At 28.2% G+C, this 21337-nt stretch carries 21 protein-coding genes; 9 read left to right on the forward strand and 12 right to left on the reverse strand.

Features of this window, described 5'->3' with window-relative positions; genetic code table 4:
- Nucleotides 1-30 precede the first annotated feature (30 nt).
- The 7 genes from T386_RS0101865 to recO all read right to left on the reverse strand — a co-directional run bounded on the left by T386_RS0101865 (nucleotide 31) and on the right by recO (nucleotide 6089).
- The gene (locus T386_RS0101865) at nucleotides 31-582 is read right to left on the reverse strand and encodes an SGNH/GDSL hydrolase family protein (protein ID WP_029513477.1); all 552 of its coding nucleotides are present in this window, start codon (nucleotides 580-582) and stop codon (nucleotides 31-33) included.
- A 44-nt stretch (nucleotides 583-626) separates the two neighbouring features.
- Nucleotides 627-809, reverse strand: coding sequence for a hypothetical protein (locus T386_RS0101870; protein WP_029513478.1), 183 nt, complete (start codon nucleotides 807-809; stop codon nucleotides 627-629).
- Nucleotides 810-1041: 232 nt separating this feature from the next.
- Nucleotides 1042-2121 carry a DNA-methyltransferase gene (locus T386_RS0101875; protein WP_029513479.1) on the reverse strand — a complete coding sequence of 360 codons (1080 nt, stop codon included), beginning with the start codon at nucleotides 2119-2121 and terminating at the stop codon, nucleotides 1042-1044.
- Nucleotides 2122-2165: 44 nt separating this feature from the next.
- Entirely contained in the window at nucleotides 2166-3005 is an 840-nt protein-coding gene (locus tag T386_RS0101880; protein WP_051622769.1) for an HpyAIV family type II restriction enzyme, read from the reverse strand.
- 252 nt (nucleotides 3006-3257) lie between these two features.
- Nucleotides 3258-4244 (reverse strand): DHH family phosphoesterase, encoded by a 987-nt coding sequence (locus T386_RS0101885; protein ID WP_029513481.1) that lies wholly within the window; start codon nucleotides 4242-4244, stop codon nucleotides 3258-3260.
- Between the two features lie 11 nt (nucleotides 4245-4255).
- Nucleotides 4256-5224: a DHH family phosphoesterase gene (locus T386_RS0101890; protein ID WP_029513482.1), complete on the reverse strand. Its 969-nt coding sequence runs from the start codon at nucleotides 5222-5224 to the stop codon at nucleotides 4256-4258.
- 127 nt (nucleotides 5225-5351) lie between these two features.
- Entirely contained in the window at nucleotides 5352-6089 is a 738-nt protein-coding gene (gene recO / locus T386_RS0101895; RefSeq protein WP_029513483.1) for a DNA repair protein RecO, read from the reverse strand.
- 138 nt (nucleotides 6090-6227) lie between these two features.
- On the opposite strand from recO, the gene T386_RS0101900 reads away from it, so the two are divergent.
- The 5 genes from T386_RS0101900 to T386_RS0101920 all read left to right on the forward strand — a co-directional run bounded on the left by T386_RS0101900 (nucleotide 6228) and on the right by T386_RS0101920 (nucleotide 12918).
- The gene (locus T386_RS0101900; RefSeq protein WP_029513484.1) at nucleotides 6228-6506 is read left to right on the forward strand and encodes a hypothetical protein; all 279 of its coding nucleotides are present in this window, start codon (nucleotides 6228-6230) and stop codon (nucleotides 6504-6506) included.
- On the forward strand, nucleotides 6499-8151 hold the full coding sequence (locus tag T386_RS0101905; protein ID WP_029513485.1) for a DAK2 domain-containing protein: 1653 nt from the start codon (nucleotides 6499-6501) through the stop codon (nucleotides 8149-8151). Before T386_RS0101900 ends, T386_RS0101905 begins: the two co-directional genes overlap by 8 nt.
- 4 nt (nucleotides 8152-8155) lie before the next feature.
- Nucleotides 8156-9163 carry a phosphate acyltransferase PlsX gene (plsX, locus tag T386_RS0101910; protein WP_029513486.1) on the forward strand — a complete coding sequence of 336 codons (1008 nt, stop codon included), beginning with the start codon at nucleotides 8156-8158 and terminating at the stop codon, nucleotides 9161-9163.
- Nucleotides 9156-9833, forward strand: coding sequence for a ribonuclease III (gene rnc, locus T386_RS0101915; protein WP_051622770.1), 678 nt, complete (start codon nucleotides 9156-9158; stop codon nucleotides 9831-9833). Before plsX ends, rnc begins: the two co-directional genes overlap by 8 nt.
- Before the next feature lie 64 nt (nucleotides 9834-9897).
- On the forward strand, nucleotides 9898-12918 hold the full coding sequence (locus T386_RS0101920; protein ID WP_051622771.1) for an AAA family ATPase: 3021 nt from the start codon (nucleotides 9898-9900) through the stop codon (nucleotides 12916-12918).
- A 41-nt stretch (nucleotides 12919-12959) separates the two neighbouring features.
- Here T386_RS0101920 and T386_RS0101925 read toward each other — a convergent pair whose 3' ends face one another.
- Nucleotides 12960-14321: a YitT family protein gene (locus tag T386_RS0101925; RefSeq protein WP_029513489.1), complete on the reverse strand. Its 1362-nt coding sequence runs from the start codon at nucleotides 14319-14321 to the stop codon at nucleotides 12960-12962.
- A 101-nt stretch (nucleotides 14322-14422) separates the two neighbouring features.
- Here T386_RS0101925 and T386_RS0101930 point away from each other — a divergent pair, with 101 nt between their 5' ends.
- The gene (locus T386_RS0101930; protein ID WP_029513490.1) at nucleotides 14423-15259 is read left to right on the forward strand and encodes an HAD family hydrolase; all 837 of its coding nucleotides are present in this window, start codon (nucleotides 14423-14425) and stop codon (nucleotides 15257-15259) included.
- Here the strand turns inward: T386_RS0101930 and T386_RS0101935 are convergent.
- Nucleotides 15243-15977, reverse strand: a complete 735-nt coding sequence (locus T386_RS0101935; protein WP_029513491.1) for a DNA-processing protein DprA — start codon at nucleotides 15975-15977, stop codon at nucleotides 15243-15245. The genes T386_RS0101930 and T386_RS0101935 overlap by 17 nt on opposite strands.
- 246 nt (nucleotides 15978-16223) lie before the next feature.
- On the opposite strand from T386_RS0101935, the gene T386_RS0101940 reads away from it, so the two are divergent.
- Nucleotides 16224-17264, forward strand: a complete 1041-nt coding sequence (locus T386_RS0101940) for a zinc-dependent alcohol dehydrogenase (protein ID WP_029513492.1) — start codon at nucleotides 16224-16226, stop codon at nucleotides 17262-17264.
- 72 nt (nucleotides 17265-17336) lie between these two features.
- Here T386_RS0101940 and T386_RS0101945 read toward each other — a convergent pair whose 3' ends face one another.
- Nucleotides 17337-18590: a lipoprotein 17-related variable surface protein gene (locus tag T386_RS0101945; protein ID WP_029513493.1), complete on the reverse strand. Its 1254-nt coding sequence runs from the start codon at nucleotides 18588-18590 to the stop codon at nucleotides 17337-17339.
- 146 nt (nucleotides 18591-18736) lie between these two features.
- On the opposite strand from T386_RS0101945, the gene T386_RS0101950 reads away from it, so the two are divergent.
- Nucleotides 18737-19192 (forward strand): L-threonylcarbamoyladenylate synthase, encoded by a 456-nt coding sequence (locus tag T386_RS0101950; protein WP_029513494.1) that lies wholly within the window; start codon nucleotides 18737-18739, stop codon nucleotides 19190-19192.
- A gap of 35 nt (nucleotides 19193-19227) precedes the next feature.
- Nucleotides 19228-20538, forward strand: a complete 1311-nt coding sequence (locus tag T386_RS0101955; RefSeq protein WP_029513495.1) for an MAG4530 family protein — start codon at nucleotides 19228-19230, stop codon at nucleotides 20536-20538.
- Here T386_RS0101955 and T386_RS0101960 read toward each other — a convergent pair.
- Together T386_RS0101960 and rpsR are read right to left on the reverse strand one after the other, a co-directional pair.
- Nucleotides 20494-20835, reverse strand: a complete 342-nt coding sequence (locus T386_RS0101960) for a hypothetical protein (protein WP_029513496.1) — start codon at nucleotides 20833-20835, stop codon at nucleotides 20494-20496. The genes T386_RS0101955 and T386_RS0101960 overlap by 45 nt on opposite strands.
- A 186-nt stretch (nucleotides 20836-21021) precedes the next feature.
- The gene (gene rpsR / locus T386_RS0101965; protein ID WP_029513497.1) at nucleotides 21022-21336 is read right to left on the reverse strand and encodes a 30S ribosomal protein S18; all 315 of its coding nucleotides are present in this window, start codon (nucleotides 21334-21336) and stop codon (nucleotides 21022-21024) included.
- Nucleotide 21337: the final 1 nt, after the last annotated feature.

Genomic DNA, 21337 nt, shown 5'->3' on the forward strand with positions numbered 1-21337 from the left:
GGTATGATAATGACGTAAAGAAGCTTACTTTTAGTATAAATTTTGTTGAATTTTTGACTTCTTTTTAGACCCACTATTATAAAAATCACTACCAATTTTTTTTAAAATTTCTTCATATGAAAGTATGAATGGCAAAAAAGGTGGCACATAAGAAAGCAAAATAATTTCAGCATTTTTATTAACATCTCTGATATCAAATAAAAGTTTTTTATATTGCAAAGTAATAGATTTTGAGACTTCTTCTATTGATTGAAATAATTCATCTTTTAATTTCAATTGTTTAAAAATATTTGTTTCACTTACAACTTTTTTAAGTAAATTGAAAGGGAATGAACATTGATATTCATTTCCACCTACAGAGATGGTGATTAAATTACTTTTTTTTATTTCCTTAATAAGCCTATTAGAATTATTAATAAAAATTTCTTTATCATTCATAGTATTATCAAAATTTCAAACGTTATTTTGAACATTTACGTTAGCCATTTGCTCAATATCTTTATTAATTTTAATCAAATTATAAAAGCCTTTACTTGCATCTTGGTTTTGATTAATTAAATTACTAATGTCATTTATTCTCATGACCGATGCTGAAAAATTGTAATAAGTAAAATTATTTCAAAATTCTAATTCATTGTTTTTGTACTATAATCTTTTACTAAAAGTGCTAAGTAATCAATATAACTATATCCTGAAACAAATTCTTTTTCGTTTTTGAAACCACAACTTCCGCAACCTATTTTACTGTTAAAACCTTGCCCAATAGAATCTCCAAGTGCCAAAAGATGAAACGAATTATTATTTTCCATATTTGTTATTCCTTAATAGTGACCTCAATTTTCAACAACTATTATACAATAGTTTATTTATAATCAATCTGCTTCATTTTCTAAATGAAGATAAGTGCTAAACAGCATTGAATACTATAATAGAATTCTCATTTAAAAAAGAACTTTCTAACGCTAATTATATTCACAACGTATAATCAATTTTGATTGAATTTTTTACTTAAATTGCTGTTTTACAGTCTTTTTAGAGCAATTATGATTTATATTTTTTTCTATATTCATTTCTAATTTCGTTTATAGAAATTAAATTATTTTTTCTTAAAACGTATAGAAAATCAAAAGCATTAACCCTTCTGGTTTTGTTCATCATTTTAGCAGCTATTTCATGCATAGAGCCATTTGTATTTTGATATGATAAAATGCCTTTATTAGATATTAGCGTTGCTTTTTCACCATTTTTGTGGAAAAAAGTTTCTCCGATTATAAAATATCTATTATCAACCATTTCATTAAAACTAACTTTTGCTGGTTTTATATCGTAAATAGCATTTTCAACTTCATTAATTTCGGGAACCACTAATTCAATGCGTTGTTTCCCATATTTAATATAAGTTTCATCTTTTTCTATCATAGTAAAATTTCTGCCTATTTTTTTAGCAACAGCAGCTGTGGTCATTGTTCCACCAAAAGGGTCTAAAATTAAGTCTCCTTTATTGGTGAATAATGTTAATATTCTATAAAGTAGAGCCTCAGGTTTTTGTGTATTATGTACTTTATTATTATTTTCATCTTTTAACCTTTCATTGCCAGAACAAACTGGAAAAGTTCATATTGAACCCATTTGTTTGCCTTCATTAAGATGCTTTCCAGTTTTATAATTAAATGTAAATTTTGATTCCTTTGATTTTGAAGCTCAAATTAATGTTTCATGGCTATTATTTAGTCTCGTTCCGCCAAAGTTTGGAGTAGGATTACTTTTTTGCCAGATGATATCATTAATGACTCAAAACCCTAGTTCTCTTAAAATAGAACCAATTTCGTAAATTGATTGCATCCCCGAAATTAAACATATCGATCCATTTGGTTTCAATAATCGATGAACTTGCGACAGTCATTTTTTAGTTCAACTTTTATATTCTTCCATTGAATCAAATTTATCTCAATCATCATCGCAACCTTTGAACTCTGTGCCTTCAACTCTGTATAATTTTTTTCCATTCTTAATTTGCATAAAATAAGGAGGGTCAGCAAAGCAAAATTCAAAAGAATTGTCAGGCATGTTTTTCATTACCTCAATTGAATCGCCTTGTATTATTTTGTTAATTAAGTCCATTTTTACTCCATCTATTATTTTTGTACTTTTATTTAAAAATATACCTATTGTTCCTTTTGTGATTGATTTTTGAAAATAAATTCATTGGCTTTTTTTAAATTTTCACCGTTTGAAAATAGTTCTTTTCTTAATTGTATGTATTTACTATCATTTGATAATAGTTTTATTCAGCTTTTTTTAGATATTTTTAATAAAGCATCATAAATTTCATTGCTGTTTCCAAAATCAGGAATGTTTATTGTTTCATAAGAATCTTCATATCTTTTTCTAGTTAAGTAAGAAGTGAATTCGTTTCAGGCTTCTGCACCATTATTTAGGCTATGAAAAAATTCAGAGCCATAAAATAAATATATATCAGTATTTTTATAGCTTAATTTTTTAATTTCTGATTCGTAAAATTTCTTGTTTTTAGTTAAATTATCATCAATAAATCACATAATAGCATTTAATTTATGTCCCTTGTTGATATTCCTTATTAATTTAATTTTTTCATGAAAATTATTAAATTGACCACGTTTTTTAGTGCTATCATGGTCATCTCTAACCTTTTGTTCAACAAGGAAAAATGCACTTCCATCAGTAAAATATTGATCAGTATTTAATCAATTTTCACTTTCATTATCTTTGATATTTTTCTTTAAATTCTGATAGCCTAGACGTTCAATATAATAAGTTACAATTTCCTCTATAAACTCTCCAAATTTAATTTCATTACATTGCGTTACATTTTGTATGAGTTTAGTTTTGGCATTGGTTAATCGAAAAATTCCACTATATCTACTAGGATTTGAAATAATGTTTTCTAGCAAATCAACATAGAATTCATTGCCCGTCTTAATTTTTTTATTTAATAAATCTGTAAATTCATCATAACTTATTATCATATCTTTCCTTTATGCAATATTTATATTCAACTATTATCATAGTTAATTCACTTCTTAAATAAATATGCAAAAATACTCAAAAATAGTATTTAAATAAACAATATAAATTTTACTTATTTACCTATAAATCAGTAGTATATGCTGTTTTGGCCCTCAGTATTATAGAAACTGTAAGACTATCAAACATATTAAAAACAAATCTTAATAAATTCAAAAAAGTGGTAAAAACCACTATGAAACTATAAAGATTTTTTATTTAACTTGGTCATCATTTCCATATTTTTCTCATCTATCAACTTCATTATTGCAATCTTTAATAACATTAACGACGTCATTAAAAGATGAGATTATTGAACCAGAAGCTCTTTCGTGGCCACCGCCACCTCACTTAACAGCTACGTTTCTTACGCATGGGCCAATAGAACGGTATTCAACTCTAATTTTTCCGCTTTCTTCTTCATTAAAGAAAACTCAAAATGGATAACCTTTTAAATTTCCAATAATATTAGGTCTACATACTTCATTAGGTTTCTTTCCTAATTCAAGTGTTTCTTTATAAGTTAATGTAGAATAAGCAACTTTGCCCACTGTTTTTAAGTTTGCAAAAATAGTATTAGTTACTTTAATATCATCAAGACTAGTTTGTGCTAAACCATTAAAGATTTTTTCAGCATTTAAACCGTTTTTATAAAGAAATGCAGCCAATTCATGTGTTCTATATGAAACATCAGAAAATTGGAATCTGCCACTGTCTGTGACTATCCCCAAAAATACAAATGCTGCAGCTTTTGGACTAACTTTTCATTTTGCTTGGTAGGCTAATTCAGCAATCATTTCAGCGCCAGCAATTCTAGCTGATTCAACTCAGCGAGTACATTTGTCTAAGTCATCATCATTAGGATGGTGATCAATTCTAAGCGTTTCAAGAAATAAATTTTTGTCTAAAACTTCTCTATTATAAATTCTTTCTTTGTGATTAGCATCAACAACCACGCCAAGAGACTTAGCAATAATTTTATCATCTGGAATAGCATCAAAATCAAATTCCATAAAGTCTAATGTGTGATCATTATTTCCAATAGCATAAACTTTTTTATTTGGATAATTTTCTCTAATTAATTGTCTAAGTCCAAATTGACTACCTAAACAGTCACCATCTGGACGAACGTGATGAAAAATTATGATTGAGTCATATTTCTCGATTAATTTAAGTGCATCTTGTCATTTACCAACTACCATATTACCAGCCATTATTGTTCCTCTCATTCTTTAATTAGATCATTTAAATCACTTAAAACTTGTGGAATTTGGTCTCAATTTTCAATTGTTATACCAGCAGCATTATCATGCCCACCACCATTATATTTATTAGCAACTTTATTAACTAATGCTCCATTTGAACGTAATCTACCTCTAATCTTACCATCTTTAAGTTGAATAAAAAATGCTCAGCAATTATTATTTTCAATGTTTGCTAGTTCATTAACAAAAGAGGCAGCTTTTAAATCATCAAAACCATATTTGTGCATAATTTCGTCAGTTATACAATAATATAAGACTCTTCCACTTTTTTTAAAATTATTAAGAATTTCGCCAATAAATTTAATATCCGCCAAATTCTTTTTGTTTAATTCATCAAAAATTCTTTTAGGACTAAACTCACTTTTATCATATAAATGTGCCACCAATTTATGTGTTCTGCTTGACGTATCTGAATATAGAAATCTACCACTATCGGTGACTATACCCAAAAATATATGTTCAGCAGCCTTTCTATTTATTTCTCATTTAGCTGTTTTAGCAATATCAGCTATCATTTCTGCAGCAGCCACGTAGTGTTCATCAACTCATAGGTAATCATATTCAATATCACTGCCATTTGGATGGTGATCAACTCTTAATGTTGCACTAAATTTTTTATCAATTAACAATTGCGAACATTCAATCCTGTCTGAACTTGATGCATCTACTACTATACCGAGTGAATTGTTAAAATTAACTTCATCAATTTTGTTAAATTTATAATTCATAAAATTATAAACGCCGACATTATTGCCAACAGTAAATACATTTTTACTTGGAAAATTAGTCCTTATTAATTCTGCTAAACCAGCTTGCGAACCTAAGCAGTCGCCATCAGGTCTAATATGGTGAAAAATAATAATATTTTGATATTTTTCAATAGCATTAATTGCGATTTTTGCATTCCCAATCTTCATATTTTCTCCTATCTAAATTGTAAGTTATATAATTATAAATTATATTTATTCATTAACAAATAATGATATGCAGGTTTAGACATAGAGAAGTCATATTTTTTCTATATTTGTCTGTTTTATAGAAAAATTAGGCTTTTTTAAGCTTTTCCCAATTAATATAAATACCATTACGGATTAAATGGTTTATCATTTCGTTATAAATTATTTTATTTACTTCATATGTGCATATTGAGGCATATGTTTTGAAATTTTTAAATAAATAATAAAAACATTTCAATTCCTTTGTTCATCTTTGTTTATTTGAACAATTGCCACATAAAAAACCACCTTCTTTAAAATTGAAATCGCACAAATTGCTTGGAGATTTACAATTTATACAAGTATCAGTGTTTGGTTGAATACCATTATATTTAAGACTTTTTGAAACAATATAAGTTGTCAAATATGCTAGCAAAACATATGAATTTTGGGCATCAAAAGATTCTTTAAATTGTCTGTTATATAAATTTAAGCTATATTCATATGCTTCAAATATTTCAGTGCATCTATGAGTAAAATTTTCTAAAAATAAACCCATTTTTATAACAAATTTAATAGAAAAATCATCATGGTAATTTAAGCTAATGATATTAGTAGCTTTTTTTAATCTATTCATTTTTTTGTTAATGCGAGCTTGAAAATATTCAACTTCACAAATAGAACCAATTTGAAGATTAGCCCTATTTTTAGATTGTGATTTCAAAATTCCTGATGCAAATAGTGTAACTAAACCACGCTCAGATAAAGCAGTAACAATAGCAGCATTTGGCTCTTGCAAATACTCCTCAATTTTTAAAATAATCATTTTTTCTATTTTTTCACTCATAATATTTATCTTAATAAAATCATCTCATATTAATTTTGAATATTATAGTAAAATTAAAACCATTGCTTTAATTTTTATTATTATAATAAGTATATATTTATGTTTATTTTTAATATAAGCATCACGGAAGGGGTTTGCATGACCAATAATGAAGTTGAACAAATATTTATTGATATACTTGAGACAACACCAGGAGTTAAAAAAATCCTAAGAGATGATAATCTAATAACTCCATTTAATGTTCAAGAAGCAGAAAATTCAACATGAAATTTCAGCGCTACAATCAATATTCTTACCAACACAAGCGCAAAAGATCTAGTTAGAAATATAAGCAGTTTATTAAAATATGCACTTAAAGAAAAAGATCAAAAAGTTGGAAAAATTCATTTGTTCATAGGAGGTTTATCGAATGACTAAGGCAGAAAACAGCAAAAAAAATACATCAATCATTAACGGAAATATTTATTCAACTTTAATCATTTCTGGTGCAAATAATTTAATAAATAATAAGAATAGAATTGATGCTCTTAATGTTTTCCCCGTTCCTGATGGCGATACAGGAACTAATATGTCTAGCACTGTTGAAGAAGCTGTTAAGGCTTTAAAACAATCAAATAGTGCACACTTAGGCGAAGTATCAACTATTGTTTCTAAAAACATGCTTCTTGGAGCCAGAGGGAACTCAGGCGTCATACTAAGTCAAATATTTAAAGGCTTTGCTACATATTTTGCTGATAAAAAAGAGATTGATATTAATGACTTTATAAAAGGTTTTAGAAGCGCAACTGAAAGAGCGTATCAATCAGTTCTTAAACCTGTTGAAGGGACAATTTTAACTGTTATTCGTGAGACCACTGAAAACCTTGAAAAAAATATTAGTAATATCAAGTCCTTTGAGCAATTGCTAGATTTAGCCAAAGAATTTTCAAGAACAGCATGCGATAATACTCCTAGTAAATTGAAAATTTTACGTGAAGTTGGTGTTGTTGATTCAGGCGGTGAAGGATTAGCTACTTTTATTGCTGGTATGCAAAGCGCTATTTATGGAAATAATATTGAAATAGCTGATACTGAAATGTCAATAGATAAATTCATTAGTTCGGATGAAGTATATTCAGGTGAATTTGGTTACTGTACTGAATTTATTATTGAACTTAAAGAATTAGATGAATTTAATAAAAAAAGTTTTGAAAAAGCTATTGCTAAAAAAGCTAATTCTCTTGTAGTGGTTCAAGATAATGAATTATTAAAAGTTCACGGGCACACTCTTAAACCTGGTGACTTGCTTAACTTTGCCCAAAAATATGGTGAATTCATTAAAATTAAATCTGAAAATATGACTTTGCAGGCTGAGAGTACACGAAATAAAAATGTAGTTATTAATGATTTAAATATTGATAGCAATAGAAAATGCGCAATTATTTCATGTAATCTTGGATCGGGAATTATACAAAGGATGAAGGATTTAGGTTGCGATGTAATTGTTGAAAGTGGTCAGACACAAAATCCATCTGCTGCTGATATTATTGAGGCCATTAAATCTATTGAAGCTAACGACATTTTTATCTTGCCTAACAATTCAAACATTTTCTTAACAGCTGAACAAGCTGCTACAACAATTAATGATAAAAATATACATATTATTCATACAAAAAGTCAAATTCAAGGTATCAATGCTATGTTAGCTTTCAATAAGGACTCAAATGCCGAGGAAAATCAGGAATTAATGGATGAAGTTATGCAAATGGTAAAAACAGGCGAAGTGACTAAGGCTATAAGGGACACAAATATTAATGGTATAAAAATTAAAAAAGATGAATTCATTAGTATTCTTGATGGCAAAATTGTATCTTGCAAGCCTTCTTATTTAGATGCTGCTAAGCAATTAATTAAAGAAACAGCTACTGAAGATACAGAAGTTATTACAATTTACTATGGAGATGAAGCTACCGAACCTGATGCTAATGAATTAAGCAATTATATTTCGAGATATTATGATTGTGAAGTACAAATTGTTAATGGAAACCAACCTAATTATCACTTTTTGATAGGATTTGAATAAAATTATGAACACTTATAAGATAGCTTTTGATGTTAATGGTAATGACAATGGCCCTGAAGCTGCTGTTATTGCTAGTTGTGCTTTTTTAAAGCTTAACAAAAATTATGAAATTACACTAATTGGTAGTGAAAACGAAATAAATTCAGCTCTTAGTAAAATTAAAAATAAACCAGAAAATCTAAAAATCATTAATAATCCAAATATCCCTAGTGATGTTAAGAATTTTCATAAATCTTTAAGAGAAGACACTTCTATGAATATGGCTATTGACTTAGTTGCTAATGGCAAAGCTGATGCCGTTTTATCTAGTGGTGATTCTGGTACTTATTTAGGTTGCACAACTTTTAAACTTAAAAGATTGCCTAATGTTAGTCGTTCAGCATTCATGCCTTTGATGCCCACTATTATCGGTCGCAAGTTTCTACTTCTTGACGTAGGCGCTAATATAGAAACTAAAAGTGAGTATTTGGTTGAATGAGCTAAAATTGCCAATGTTTATGCGCGTGCATTGCTTAACACAACTAATCCTCGTGTTTCATTAATTAATATTGGCACAGAGGACTATAAAGGTCTTGAAATAGTTAAAAATGCCAATGAAGTATTAAAAAATGATAAATTTCTTAACTATAGAGGTTTTATTGAGCCTAGGGCTTTACTTGAAGGCACAACAGATGTCGCTATTATTGATGGCTATGGTGGAAACTTAGTTTTAAAAAGCCTCGAGGGTGCTATTCTAAGCTTCAAAAAATTATTAAAAAGCAAGATTATGATTAGTCCTATTCGTAAACTGGGGTATCTATTTTTAAAAGGCGCATTTAAAGATGTGGCTGAAACACTTGATTATCGTAATGTTGGTGCAGCATGAGTAATTGGTCTTAATGGAGTAGCTATTAAATGTCATGGCAGCAGCGATTCAAAAGCATATATTGGTGCTTTAAATCAAGTTAAATTAGCCTTAGAAAACAATATTTTGCAAGCTGTAAAAAATGCTATTAAGGAACCTAATGAATAATAAGTTAATCAGTTTTCTTAATAAATTTAACATCAAGCCTAAAAACTTTACTATTTATCAATTAGCATTTACACATGCATCGTCAAGCAAAAATAATCGTAGTAAAAATTATCAAACACTTGAGTTTTTAGGCGATTCTATTATTCAATTTTGTGTTTCTGATTTTCTTTATGATTTTTTTAAAGACAAAAATCAAGGACAGTTAACGCTAATTCGCTCGCAATTAGTAAGCACTAAATCGCTTAATAAATTAACTTCTAAATTAGGTTTAAAATATTTTTTAAGAATTACGTCTATTCATACAACTGAAGATGTAATTAATTCCAAAAAGGTTGGCGCTGATATTTTTGAATCACTAGTAGCAGCTATTTATCTCGATAGTGGATTAGATAAAGCATATTCATTTATTATTGAAACAATTTTAAAAGATATTAGTATAGATAAATTTGATAATGATCACTTAAAAGATCCCAAAACAGCATTGCAAGAATATATGCAAGCATTTAGCAAAAAAAGTGTTATTTATGATACCTATGATATAGGTAGATATATATTTGAATCTAAAGCTATACTAAATAATCAAATTTATGGCACTGGCAAAGGCAAAAGCAAGCTTGAAGCTGAAGAAAATGCTGCTTATAGCGCACTCAAAAAACTTAAAATAGTCTAATTATTTAAAATATTAATTATTTATAATTTATTTCATATTTATTTTAATGCGTAAGGAGATTTACATGAAATTAATTAAAGTTGAAGCTCATGGTTTTAAATCTTTTGCAGATCCTATTACACTTAAATTTGATGGTGGTGTTGCTGCCATTGTTGGTCCTAATGGTTCTGGAAAGTCCAATATTAATGATGCTATTAAATGAGTTCTTGGTGAACGTAGTGCTAAGGAATTACGGGGCGATAATATGGATGATGTTATCTTTGCCGGTTCAAAAACTGCCAAGCCACTTGATAAAGCAATGGTTACATTAACATTCGATAATAAAAATAGTCAAAGCAGTATTCCACATGAAACAATTACTATTAGTAGAGTCCTTGAAAGAGGCACAGGTGTTAATCAGTACTATTTAAATGGCGAAATTTGTCGGCAAAAAGATATCCGCGAAATAGCTATGGAAAGTGGTATTGGTAAAAGCTCTCTTGCTATTATTTCACAAGGTACTGTTAGTGATATTGCTGAAGCAACGCCAGAAGAAAGAAAAGCTATTTTTGAAGAAGCTGCGGGTGTTTCAAAATATAAATTCCGTAAAAAAGAAGCCCTTTCTAAACTTGCTAAAACACAAGAAGGACTTGACCAAATTCACTTAGTTATAGGTGAAATCGAAAGAAAATTAGTTCCATTAAGAAGACAAGCAGAAAAAGCAAAAGTTTATATTGCTAAGACCGAAGAATTAAAATCAGTTGAAGTTGGATTGTTAATTGACAACATCAAAACTTTTGGAAATAAATTTGAAGAGTTATCAAAAGAACTTGAAGGCGTTAATGAAACAAAAGTCGACTTAGATAAAAGAATTAGCGACCTTGAAATTAAAATTAATCAAAACACACAATTTAAAACATCTCTTGAAGCTGAATTACGTGAATTAGCTACTGAATATGATGCAGTTAAAGAAAGATTGCAAAATTTATCAATAGCTATGGCTCGTGAAACTGAAAGAGACCGTTTGATTGTTAGCGGAGACTTGCGCGTTAATAAAAGTGATCAAATTGAAGCATTTAAATCATTGCTTGAAAAATCAAGTCAAAGAATATCTTATTTCGAACGTGAATCTGCTTCCTTAAATAAAAGAATTTCAGACAATCGTGAAGTCCAAGATCAATATGACAATGAACTAAATCTTTTAAATGTTAAATTAAACAAAAAAGAAAGCGATATATTCAAAGTTCAAACTCACATTTCGCTTTTGCAACAACAAAAAGAAAGCAATTCATTATTGTTTAAAGGTACTAAAACTATTTTAGAAAACAAAACTATTTTTGGAAAAGGACTTAAAGGAACAGTTGCTAGTTTAATTAAAGTAGATAAACAATACACATCAGCAATTGAAGTTGTTTTAGCAAATGCACTACAACATCTTGTTGTGGATAAATCAGAAGTAGCTGTTAAAGCCGTTGAATTTTTAAAACAAAATAATGGTGGTAGAGCAACATTTATTCCGCTTTCATCTATTCAACCAAAAAGTGTGCGCGATGACCATTTATTAGCTATCCAAGGCCAAACTGGTTTTGTAGGTATTGCTGCAGACTTGATTGAAATTAATCCTATTTATGATATTTTGGCCAAATTCCTTTTAGGTAATGTAATAGTTACTGAAAATATTAAGCAAGCAGATTCAATTTCAAAAATATTAGAACACAGATATATGATTGCTACTCTTGAAGGCGATATCATTAGAGCAGGTGGTGTTATTGTCGGCGGTGCTAAAAGCAACGTAGAAACTTTACTTAATATCGATATTAAATTAAAAGAATTACAAGAATTGTTGCCAGGACTTGAAGCATCTATTGCTGTTGAAAGAACTAAGCAAAATGAAATTTTAAACAATCGTAGATCTTGTTTAGAATTAGATAGTCAATTAAAACAACAATATTCAAGTATTATTTCTCAAAAAAGTGCAGAGCAACAAATTTTTGATGAGCTAAATCTTAAATTAAGCAAGATTTCAGAACAAGAAGTAGAAATAACAAATAAAGGTGTGAGTGCCAAAAGCGATGAAGCTAATTTTGAAGTTTTATCATCAAGAAAAAGTGCACTTGAAGCAGAATATAGAGCTAAAAATGAACGTGTAAAGTCTTTAAGCCAAGAAATTAATTCTGCTCAAATGTTAAAGAACGATTATGATTCAACACTTAGAAAATTATTAGAATCATTTTCTTCTAAATTAGCAGATAAAGAAAAGTCAAAAGTGTTTGTTGAACAATCACGTGAAAGACTTGCTTCGCAATATAAATTAACAGTAGAAGCTGCTGAAAATCAAGGTTTTAAACTTGAAATTCCTTATGATCAAGCTAGTGAAATTGTTAGAGAAATTCGCGATGAAATTGAAAAATTAGGAAACGTTAACCTTGAAGCGCTTGAACAATTAGTAGAAGAAGAAGAACGTTATAATAAGTTTGCTACTAGCGAAGCAGAATTGACTCAAGCAAAAGAAACACTTGAAACTGCTATTAATGAAATGGATAAAATTATTGTAACTCGTTTAAGCAATATTATTCATGATGTTAATGATGAATTTAATGATGTTTTTGCCACAATGTTTGGCGGCGGCGGAGCTAGATTATTCTTTAGCGATCCAAAAAATATTTTAGATTCAGGTGTAGAAATAGAGGCAACCCCACCTGGCAAAAATATTAAAAATCTTAAGCTATTTTCAGGTGGTGAAAAATCATTAATAGCCATCTCACTTCTTTTTGGTATTCTTAAGGCTCGTCCATTACCTCTTTGTATTTTAGATGAAGTAGAAGCCGCACTGGATGAAGCTAATGTTGTGCGTTATGCTGAATATTTGCAAAAATTGAAAGAAAAAACTCAATTTATTGTTATAACTCACCGTCATGGAACAATGTCAAGAGTTGATACTTTATTTGGCGCAACTATGCAAAACCGTGGTGTTACAACCTTCTTTAGTCTTGAATTATCAGAAGCTAAAAAACTTGTTGAAGATGAACAAGATGACTACATAACTAAGGCTGAAAAAGTTAAGGCCGAAAAAGCAAAAGAAGAAGCTAATACAGCTACTGAATAAATTAAAAAAAGACTTCAATCGAAGTCTTTTTAATTTCGTGGCTATTTATCCACATAGCTAGTGTTAAATGAACCATAAACTTTTTCAATAGGTCTTACAACAATCCAAGCACTAGGATCTACAATTTTTAAATCATCCACAAAGTATTTAGCCTCAAGATAAAGCATTGCAGTTGTAATTACATATGTATCAGAATTTGAATAACCACCTTTGGCTGTGTAAATCGTATAAGCGTGTCAGTATTTTATTTGTTTAAAGTAATTGGTGAATATATCAAGATTTCTAGTTGAAATTTCAATTGAAACTTTTTTATATTTTGGATATAAAATGTTTAGCACAACATTGTTAATCATAATATATAAAATAGTTGCAAATTCTCTAACACCAAATACAGTTGCATGCGAGACATATCTATTTATATCATCAAAGGTTTTATTTTTCATTAATTCTAAGGTAACTGAATTAATATTACTTATATTGCTATCAGGGAATTTAATGCTGCCACTATTTAAAATAGTACTTAGATTAATAGCTTCTTTATGTGGTGCTGCTAGTCCAAAAACAATTAAGAAAAATGTAGAGCATGACAAATTAACAGCAAATAAAACAGAAGCAACACTTTTTTGTTTTTTAGTAGAAAAATAATAAGCGATAATATCTGTCCCACCAGTTGAACCACCGTTTTTTCAAGCAATAGCTATTGCAGTTCCAGCAAAAATTGACCCAATAAAACCATTAATTATAACTGGCCAACTATTTGCATTTTCATAAATTTTTACCAAATTATTGTTAGCATCTTTAATTTCAACTAGTTTATATCAACCGGGAACTATATTAATGTAGTCATGAATAAAGTCTTTAACTTGCGGAATTGTTGTAAAAATCATATTAGTGAATAATTGGAAAACCATAAACGCAACTGTAAGCAACGTAAAACTCTTTTTAATTTTGAAACCAAAACCCAGCAATAATGGCAAATTGACTCCAATATATAAAAGAGCGAAATATTTTTCTAATTCAAAATAACCCCTATCTTTTGATATCAAAATTGCTAGCATTGGGAAACCCGACAAACCACTAGGAATTGTATCTCCACGATTAAGAAAAGCAATTACAGCGAGATTAAAAATTATTGCAGAAATAAATATAAAAAATAATCTTTTAGCATATAGCAGGATAGTTCTTTTTTTAACATTTTTGCGTTTTTTATTAGCGTCATCATTATCGTATGAATAACGTGCCATCCTTAGACGTCATATTTTATCGTCTCCAAAATATTTTTTTAAATCTATGTTATCTTGATCATTCTCAATCTCTTTAAGATTTTGAATATTTTCTCTATGCAATTTCTTTAAAAGACTCTTACGTCGAGCGATTTTTATATTACAAATTAATTTAGACATATTGATTAATTATACATATAATTTATATATTTAGATATATAATATATTTTTAATATATTGCTATTTAATAGGCATAAATGAAAAAAAACAAGGAGAGATATATGGTTAAAAAAGTTTTTTCTTATGATTTAGATGGTACTCTTTTAATGAGTAATAATAAAGTTCATCCAACAACCAAAAAAGCATTTGAGGATGTCCATAAAGCAGGAGGAATAAACGTTATAAATACAGGCAGGGGGATTCTTAAAATATTCCCATTAATGAAGGAATTTCAGGGCGTTGATTATTTTATTTGCTCTAATGGTAGTTTAATTTATGATGCTAAGAAAAAAGAATATAAAACAACTGGACAATTAAGTCCAGAAGTTTTTACATTGATGTATGAATATGCTAAAAAGAATGATTTAATAGTTACACTTGACACTGCTAATTTTAATGGTACTTTTATACCCAAAAATTCTAGTGGCCAATTGCCTGATTGAATTCAAAAGCAAGACATTATGGACTTTAGCAATTTAAACATTTGTGACTTTGAAGTTCTTAACAATGTTGCTTATGATAAAGATTCTATTATTACTCAAGTTGCTATTAGAAATCCTATTGAAATAGCTAAAGACACAACTGAATATTTTAAAAAACTGTTAGGCGATAAATATGCTGTATATTTAACTAATTCTATTTATACTGATATAAACCCATTAGGAGTGTCTAAGTGGCATGGAATGCAAGAATTTTTAAAAATGTACAATTTAGAAAATTGTACTATTTATGCCTTTGGTGATTCTGGCAATGATGTTGAAATATTAAAGCATGCCGATTATGGCTATGCTATGGGGAATGCAACAGCTGACGCAAAAGCTGTGGCTACTGAAATTATTGGCGATTATAATTCAGGTGCTATTGGAATTAAATTACATGAAATTATTGGACATAAATAACATCAGCTAATTGAGTCATTAAATTAGCTCCTGATTTAATTAAAAATGTATTACCATCATCATAAGATAAACCAGGATAGCAATATACTTCCTTGCCAACATTTGCAAAACTTGTTGCTAAATGAATAATTCCTGAATTTCTTTTAGAACTAAAAATAATCATATTATTAGCAATTGCAGCTGAAATAACGTTTCTTTCTTTAAAATATCTTAACTTTGGATGCAATGTTGGCGGACAAACAGTAATGCATAAATCCTTTTCTAAATTGATATCCGGCATATTATATTCAAGTCCATTTGCTAAAACATATATAATCCCTTGGTTATTTTTATTAAAAATATCAATGATTTTTTGATCCATATTTTTATAATTATTAGTCAATAAAACAGTCTTTTTTGACAATTCATTGCATGTTTTATACATATTTAGACAGCTTATTTCATTGTCGATGTCTCCGGTTGCACAAACAATATCCTTATTTAGTAATTCTAAATTTCCTTTGTAAAATAAAACAAAAGGTGAATATTTAAGATCTTTTAGGCCTTTTGGGTATGAATCATCAAAAATTGTTAATGTTTTGATACCCTTTTCTTTTAAATTATTAATACAACTTTCTATTTCATATTGATTAACTTTTTTACCATTTTTTAAAGATTTAAAAATTTCAAAATTGTTTCCTTGATGTATTATTGATAAATATACTAACAAATCATTCATGTGTTTTTCCTCTTTCTATTCGTATTTAAATCAAATATTTTTATGTATTTAAAAGACGCAAAAAAGAATAAAAATGAGAAAAAAACCGATTTTTTCTATGGAAATATTTCTGTTTATATTATGAAAATGTCCCATAGTGCCAAAAATGACACTCCTGCGTTGATAGAATAATTATATATAGAGAAAAATCTATATAAATTAAATAACATAGGAGATTCATTTATGAACAAAAAAATACCTCAAAAAATGAAGGCTTTTGTTGTAACAAAACCAAAAACATGGAGTGTTAAAGAAGTTGATGTTCCAAAGCCAAGTTATAAAGAAGTTTTAATTGAAATGGAAACTTCTGGTATTTGTCATACAGATTTACACGCTTCAAATTACGATTGATTAGTTGAACCTAAATACCCACTCATTCCAGGTCATGAAGGAATTGGTAAAGTAGTTGCATTAGGTGAAGGCTGTACCCGTTTAAAGATAGGCGATAGAGTATGTTTAGCATGATTGCATGATGCTTGCGGTTACTGTGAATTTTGCTTAACAGGAAGAGAAACGTTATGTCCTAACCAAAATATGTCAGCATATACAAAAGATGGCTCATTTGCTGAATATGCTATTGGACATGAAGATTTCGTTGGATTAGTTCCAGAAAAATTAGACCTTATTTCTGGTGCACCTGTTGTTTGTGCTGGTGTAACAACATACAAAGCAATTAAACAAACTAAAACAAAAGCGGGCGACTATGTAGCTGTTATTGGTGTCGGTGGTTTGGGTCAAATGGCGATTCAATATGCAAAAGCTATGGGACTTCGTCCAATTGGAATTGATTTACAAGATGAAAAATGTAAATTAGCACTTAAATCAGGTGCTGAATATGCATATAATTCATCTAAAGATCCTAAATTTGTTGAAAAGATTATCGAAGTAACTGGTGGTGGAGTTCATGCTGTTGTTAACACATCGGTTCATCCAAGTGCTGCTGAACAAGGTATGAATATGCTTCGTCGTGGTGGCCGTCAAGTTCTTGTTGGTTTGCCAGCTAAAGATAAATTCGGTAAAGATGATATTAAAGTTTCAATTTTCTGAACAGTTCTATTCGAACGTGAATTAGCAGGTTCTATTGTGGGAACAAGACAAGATTTAGCTGAAGCCCTTCAATATGCTGCTGAAGGCAAAGTTAAGTCAGAAGTTACTAAAATTGTTAAACTTGATGAAGTTGCTGATATTTATGAAAAATTACAAAACGGTGAATTTTTAGGTCGTGCTGTTATCGATTTCAGAAAATAATAATTAACTAAATAACAAAATAGGCGTAAGCCTATTTTGTTTTATATAAAAAGCGAACTTAACTGCTATTGATTATGCAGATTTTTTAAAACCAGTTAGTGTTAATGTTTTTGTACTATTTGTAGTAAATTTGTTTCCAACTTTAATTTTTACATTTACAGTAAGAGTTCCTTCTGAATCATTAGGTACAGGAATTCCTACTATTTCAAGGCTTAGATTTCTTATTTTTGGATACTCTTGTTTTATAGCACTAGAAGCAGTAAATTCAATTGTTTTGTTAGTGAATTGACTAGCTAATCTATCTTGCCCTTGAATAACTAGATCATTAACAGTTAAATCATTTAAATATTGATCAAATTTTGCACGCGCTAAATAACCCGTTAATTTAATTTCATGTGGTGAGCTTCATGGTTGGTTGTTAACACCTTTTATTCTTATTTTAATAGTGATTGTTTTTGTGCCTAACTCATCATCAGGTATTGTTTTGTCATCATCCACTGATAATTCAATAGTTTCACCTTCATTGATTCATTCCGCCTTGGGTTTAATTGAAATCGAAGAACTATCCTTAGTAGGAATTTCATTTTTGTATGATTCATTATCTTCACCAATAACAATATCTTTGGCGCTAATTTCTTTAACTATTTTATCTAATGATCTAAAACCACTTTCGGTTATTATTACATCTTTGCTATCAAATAGTTTAGGATCATTCCCCTTTTCCTTATTAGTTAAATGAACACTAAATTGCAATAATCCTGTATTATCATCAGCTATGATTTTTTTAAAAACTATATCAATACCAGGCTTTCTATCGTCAATTTCATTTATAATTGGATTTAATTTTAGTTCAACTTGCGAAGGAAATAGATTTTTATCTAAATGCATAGCAGATTTAATATCAATTTTATCTAAAAAACTATTTAATTCTGGATTACTTCATTGTGTTTTGTAATCTTTAAAGCCATCAATGTATTTGAATCATCTTCCATATAATTTTTCATTTTTATATGCTTTGAACGAAATTTTAATTTTTTTTCTATCATCATCATTTTTTTCATTTTCTTCAGTATTTTCAATTTCATCAACTTCCACTCTTACATTATTTGGAGTTTCAATTGATAAGTAATCAGCATAATTTGATAAACTTATTTCTTTCTTTGAAATTTTGCCTTGGAATTCATTTTTGATTGAAAACTTAATATCACCTAAAAAACTATACTTTCCCGAACATTTACTACTTAATGTAGCAATTGATAATGATGAAATTGAAGCCAATGGTAAAATAGAAAGATTAAGAATTTTTTTGAATTTATTACTTTTCATGTTAGTGCCTCGCTTACATTAAACTATGTGAGTTTATACTCATAAAAATATTTACTCAATTATACTAATAAATAAAATTTAAAAATATATTATATTATTAAATAATTTTAAAATATATTAATAAAGGTTGAAAAGAGGCAATCATTATGGACTTCAAAGATATTTTTATTTGCACAACTGATACTGTAACAGGCATTGGCGGCCCTATTAATCAAAATACCTTAGAATGCCTTTATTGGCTTAAAAACAGGCCAATTAGCAAAAAAATAATGATTTTAGTTGGCTCCATAGAACAAGCTAAAAAATTCAAAGAATGAAACAATGTGGCTAATGAGTTTGCTTTAAAATACTGACCTGGTGCATACTCAATCATAGTTAATAATCAAGGTTTTAGAATGCCTAATAATAAAAAACTTTGTGAATTTTTAAATAAAAATGGTCCAATGTATGTCACTAGTGCGAACATTTCAGGGCAAGAACCGATCGATATAAAATGCGCTAATAAAATTTTTCCAGATGTAGTACATGTATATGACTTTGGTGCTGGCAATAATCAAGCAAGTAAAATTTATAATTTAGATACAAAGACATGAATTAGATAAATGATGTCTATTAATTGTGGTAGATAGGAGCCGATATGACTTTAAAAGAAAAATTTAAATTTATCAAAGATAAAAACTTAATCAAAGATAGACCATATTTATATTTAATCCCTATATTTTTTGCACTAATGATCCTGCTATCTTCTTTATTTGTTGGCTCATTTTTTATTTTTAATAAAGAAAAAGCTTTCTTGTGATTGCAAGGATTAGACAGAGTACACTATCAAGGACATTATATTTTTATTCACATTGTGTTGAGTATTTCATTAATTATTAGTTTCTTCATCTTTATGACATTTTTAACTAAACTTTTGATCAATAAATATTTTTATTTAAATATTTTTAGATGTTTAAAATGAGTCAAAATTATGTTTTTATTAACTGGTAAATTTAGTTTATTTAAGAAATTTAATGCTTCTATGGACACTTTTAGCCAGCAAGATTTTGAGTATATTAAATGAGCTCAAAAAAATGGTTTTGTAATTGTTGGAAACAAGGCTATTTCATATCGCTATAAAAATTATTATAAAAAATGTGATGATTTAAATTTCGTTGCTAATTCATCAAACGTAGCGCTTAAAAGCGTAAAAACGTTCGCTGGTTCAAAATTAGAAAAATTAGATTTATCTAGCTACAAAATTTCATTAAACGGTAAAAAAATGTTTTTTTCAATGGCTGAATATATACCATCTAAATTTATTAGTTGAAACATATTAATTAGTATTCCAACATTTAATTGAACAATAAATAAACAAATTATGGACATAATAGAGTTATTCGTTTTATGAAAAAACGATAAATACTCGGAAAAAATAATTAATGATATTGAAGAAGCTTTCTTTGATTTAACTTTTTTAATTCATAAATCAAAGATATGAAAAATCAATTCATATGTAAAACAATTTAAAGTTTTATATGTTTCTTTGTTTTTCAAAGCATATTTTACTAATATAGGTTTGCTTAACATTTATGATGAAAATGATACCAAGGCATTTATAGATTTTATTGAAAAGTATTGCAATAGATATAATCATTCCTTTGAGTTAATTTCATTTTTTAATGAAATTCTAGTTCAAATTCAAAAAGATAAAACATATAAACCAATATCAGATTCAATGCAAAAGTTAATAAACGAAAAGAAACATTTAGAAATTAAAAGAAGATTTTTAAATATTGACCAAAAAATTCAATTTATGACTAATCATTATCCAGAAGAGATAAAAAATGAAATTTTATTATTATACTTAAATGGCTTATTAAACGTCGGCGAAATAGATAATGAAATAGACAGCAGAATAATTTTAATTAAAGAAATAAATAAAAGTATTGAAGGTAATTATGAATAAAACAAAGTTTAATATTTCACTCATTCTATTTTCAATATTAATATTAGTTTGTGCTATGTTTTTAATTTCAATAATTATGTTTGTTAATGATGTTTTATATGTTAAAAAAAGCATAAATATAGTTAATAGCACAGTAGCAATAATTTTTAATTTTGTGATATTTTCATTATTAACTTTTGTGCTGCTTTGCTTTGCCATTTTTACTATAAATCAGCAATATTTTAGAATTTTTAAATTAATATTTTTAATATCATTAATGCTGCTCTTTATACTGATTGTTGGTTTTAATCCATACATAATGGACTATATTATTTTAAAAGCACGAACCAATAATCCTTGACTAATTAAACCGATAATTTGATCATTAGTGTTTATCACAACTTTGATGATTCTATGCAACAGTATATATTCAATTATTTATATATTTAAATATCATAAAGAAAATCAAAAGCAAATTAAAACCACCTAAGGTGGTTTTTTAAATTATTTGCTTTCAGGTTGTTGTGGTTGAGCAGGTTCTTTTTTAGCTTTTTCTTGTGAAGCTGCGATTACACGAATTCTATCTTTTGTATAAGGTATAAGAGCCATAAAACGTGCTCTCTTAACTGCGTTAGCAATTTTTCTTTGGTGTCTAGCGCATGAACCAGTGGCTGAATGTGGTTTAATTTGACCAGTGCCAGATAAAAATTTGTTAATAAAATCTATATTTTTGTAATCTACATATTCAATGTTAGAATCACATAGTGAACATCTACGTTTAATTATTTTACCTTTTTTAGCTTTTTTATTAAATGCCATA

This window comes from Mycoplasmopsis primatum ATCC 25948 (assembly GCF_000702785.1).
GTDB classification, from domain to species: domain Bacteria; phylum Bacillota_I; class Bacilli_A; order Mycoplasmatales; family Metamycoplasmataceae; genus Mycoplasmopsis; species Mycoplasmopsis primatum.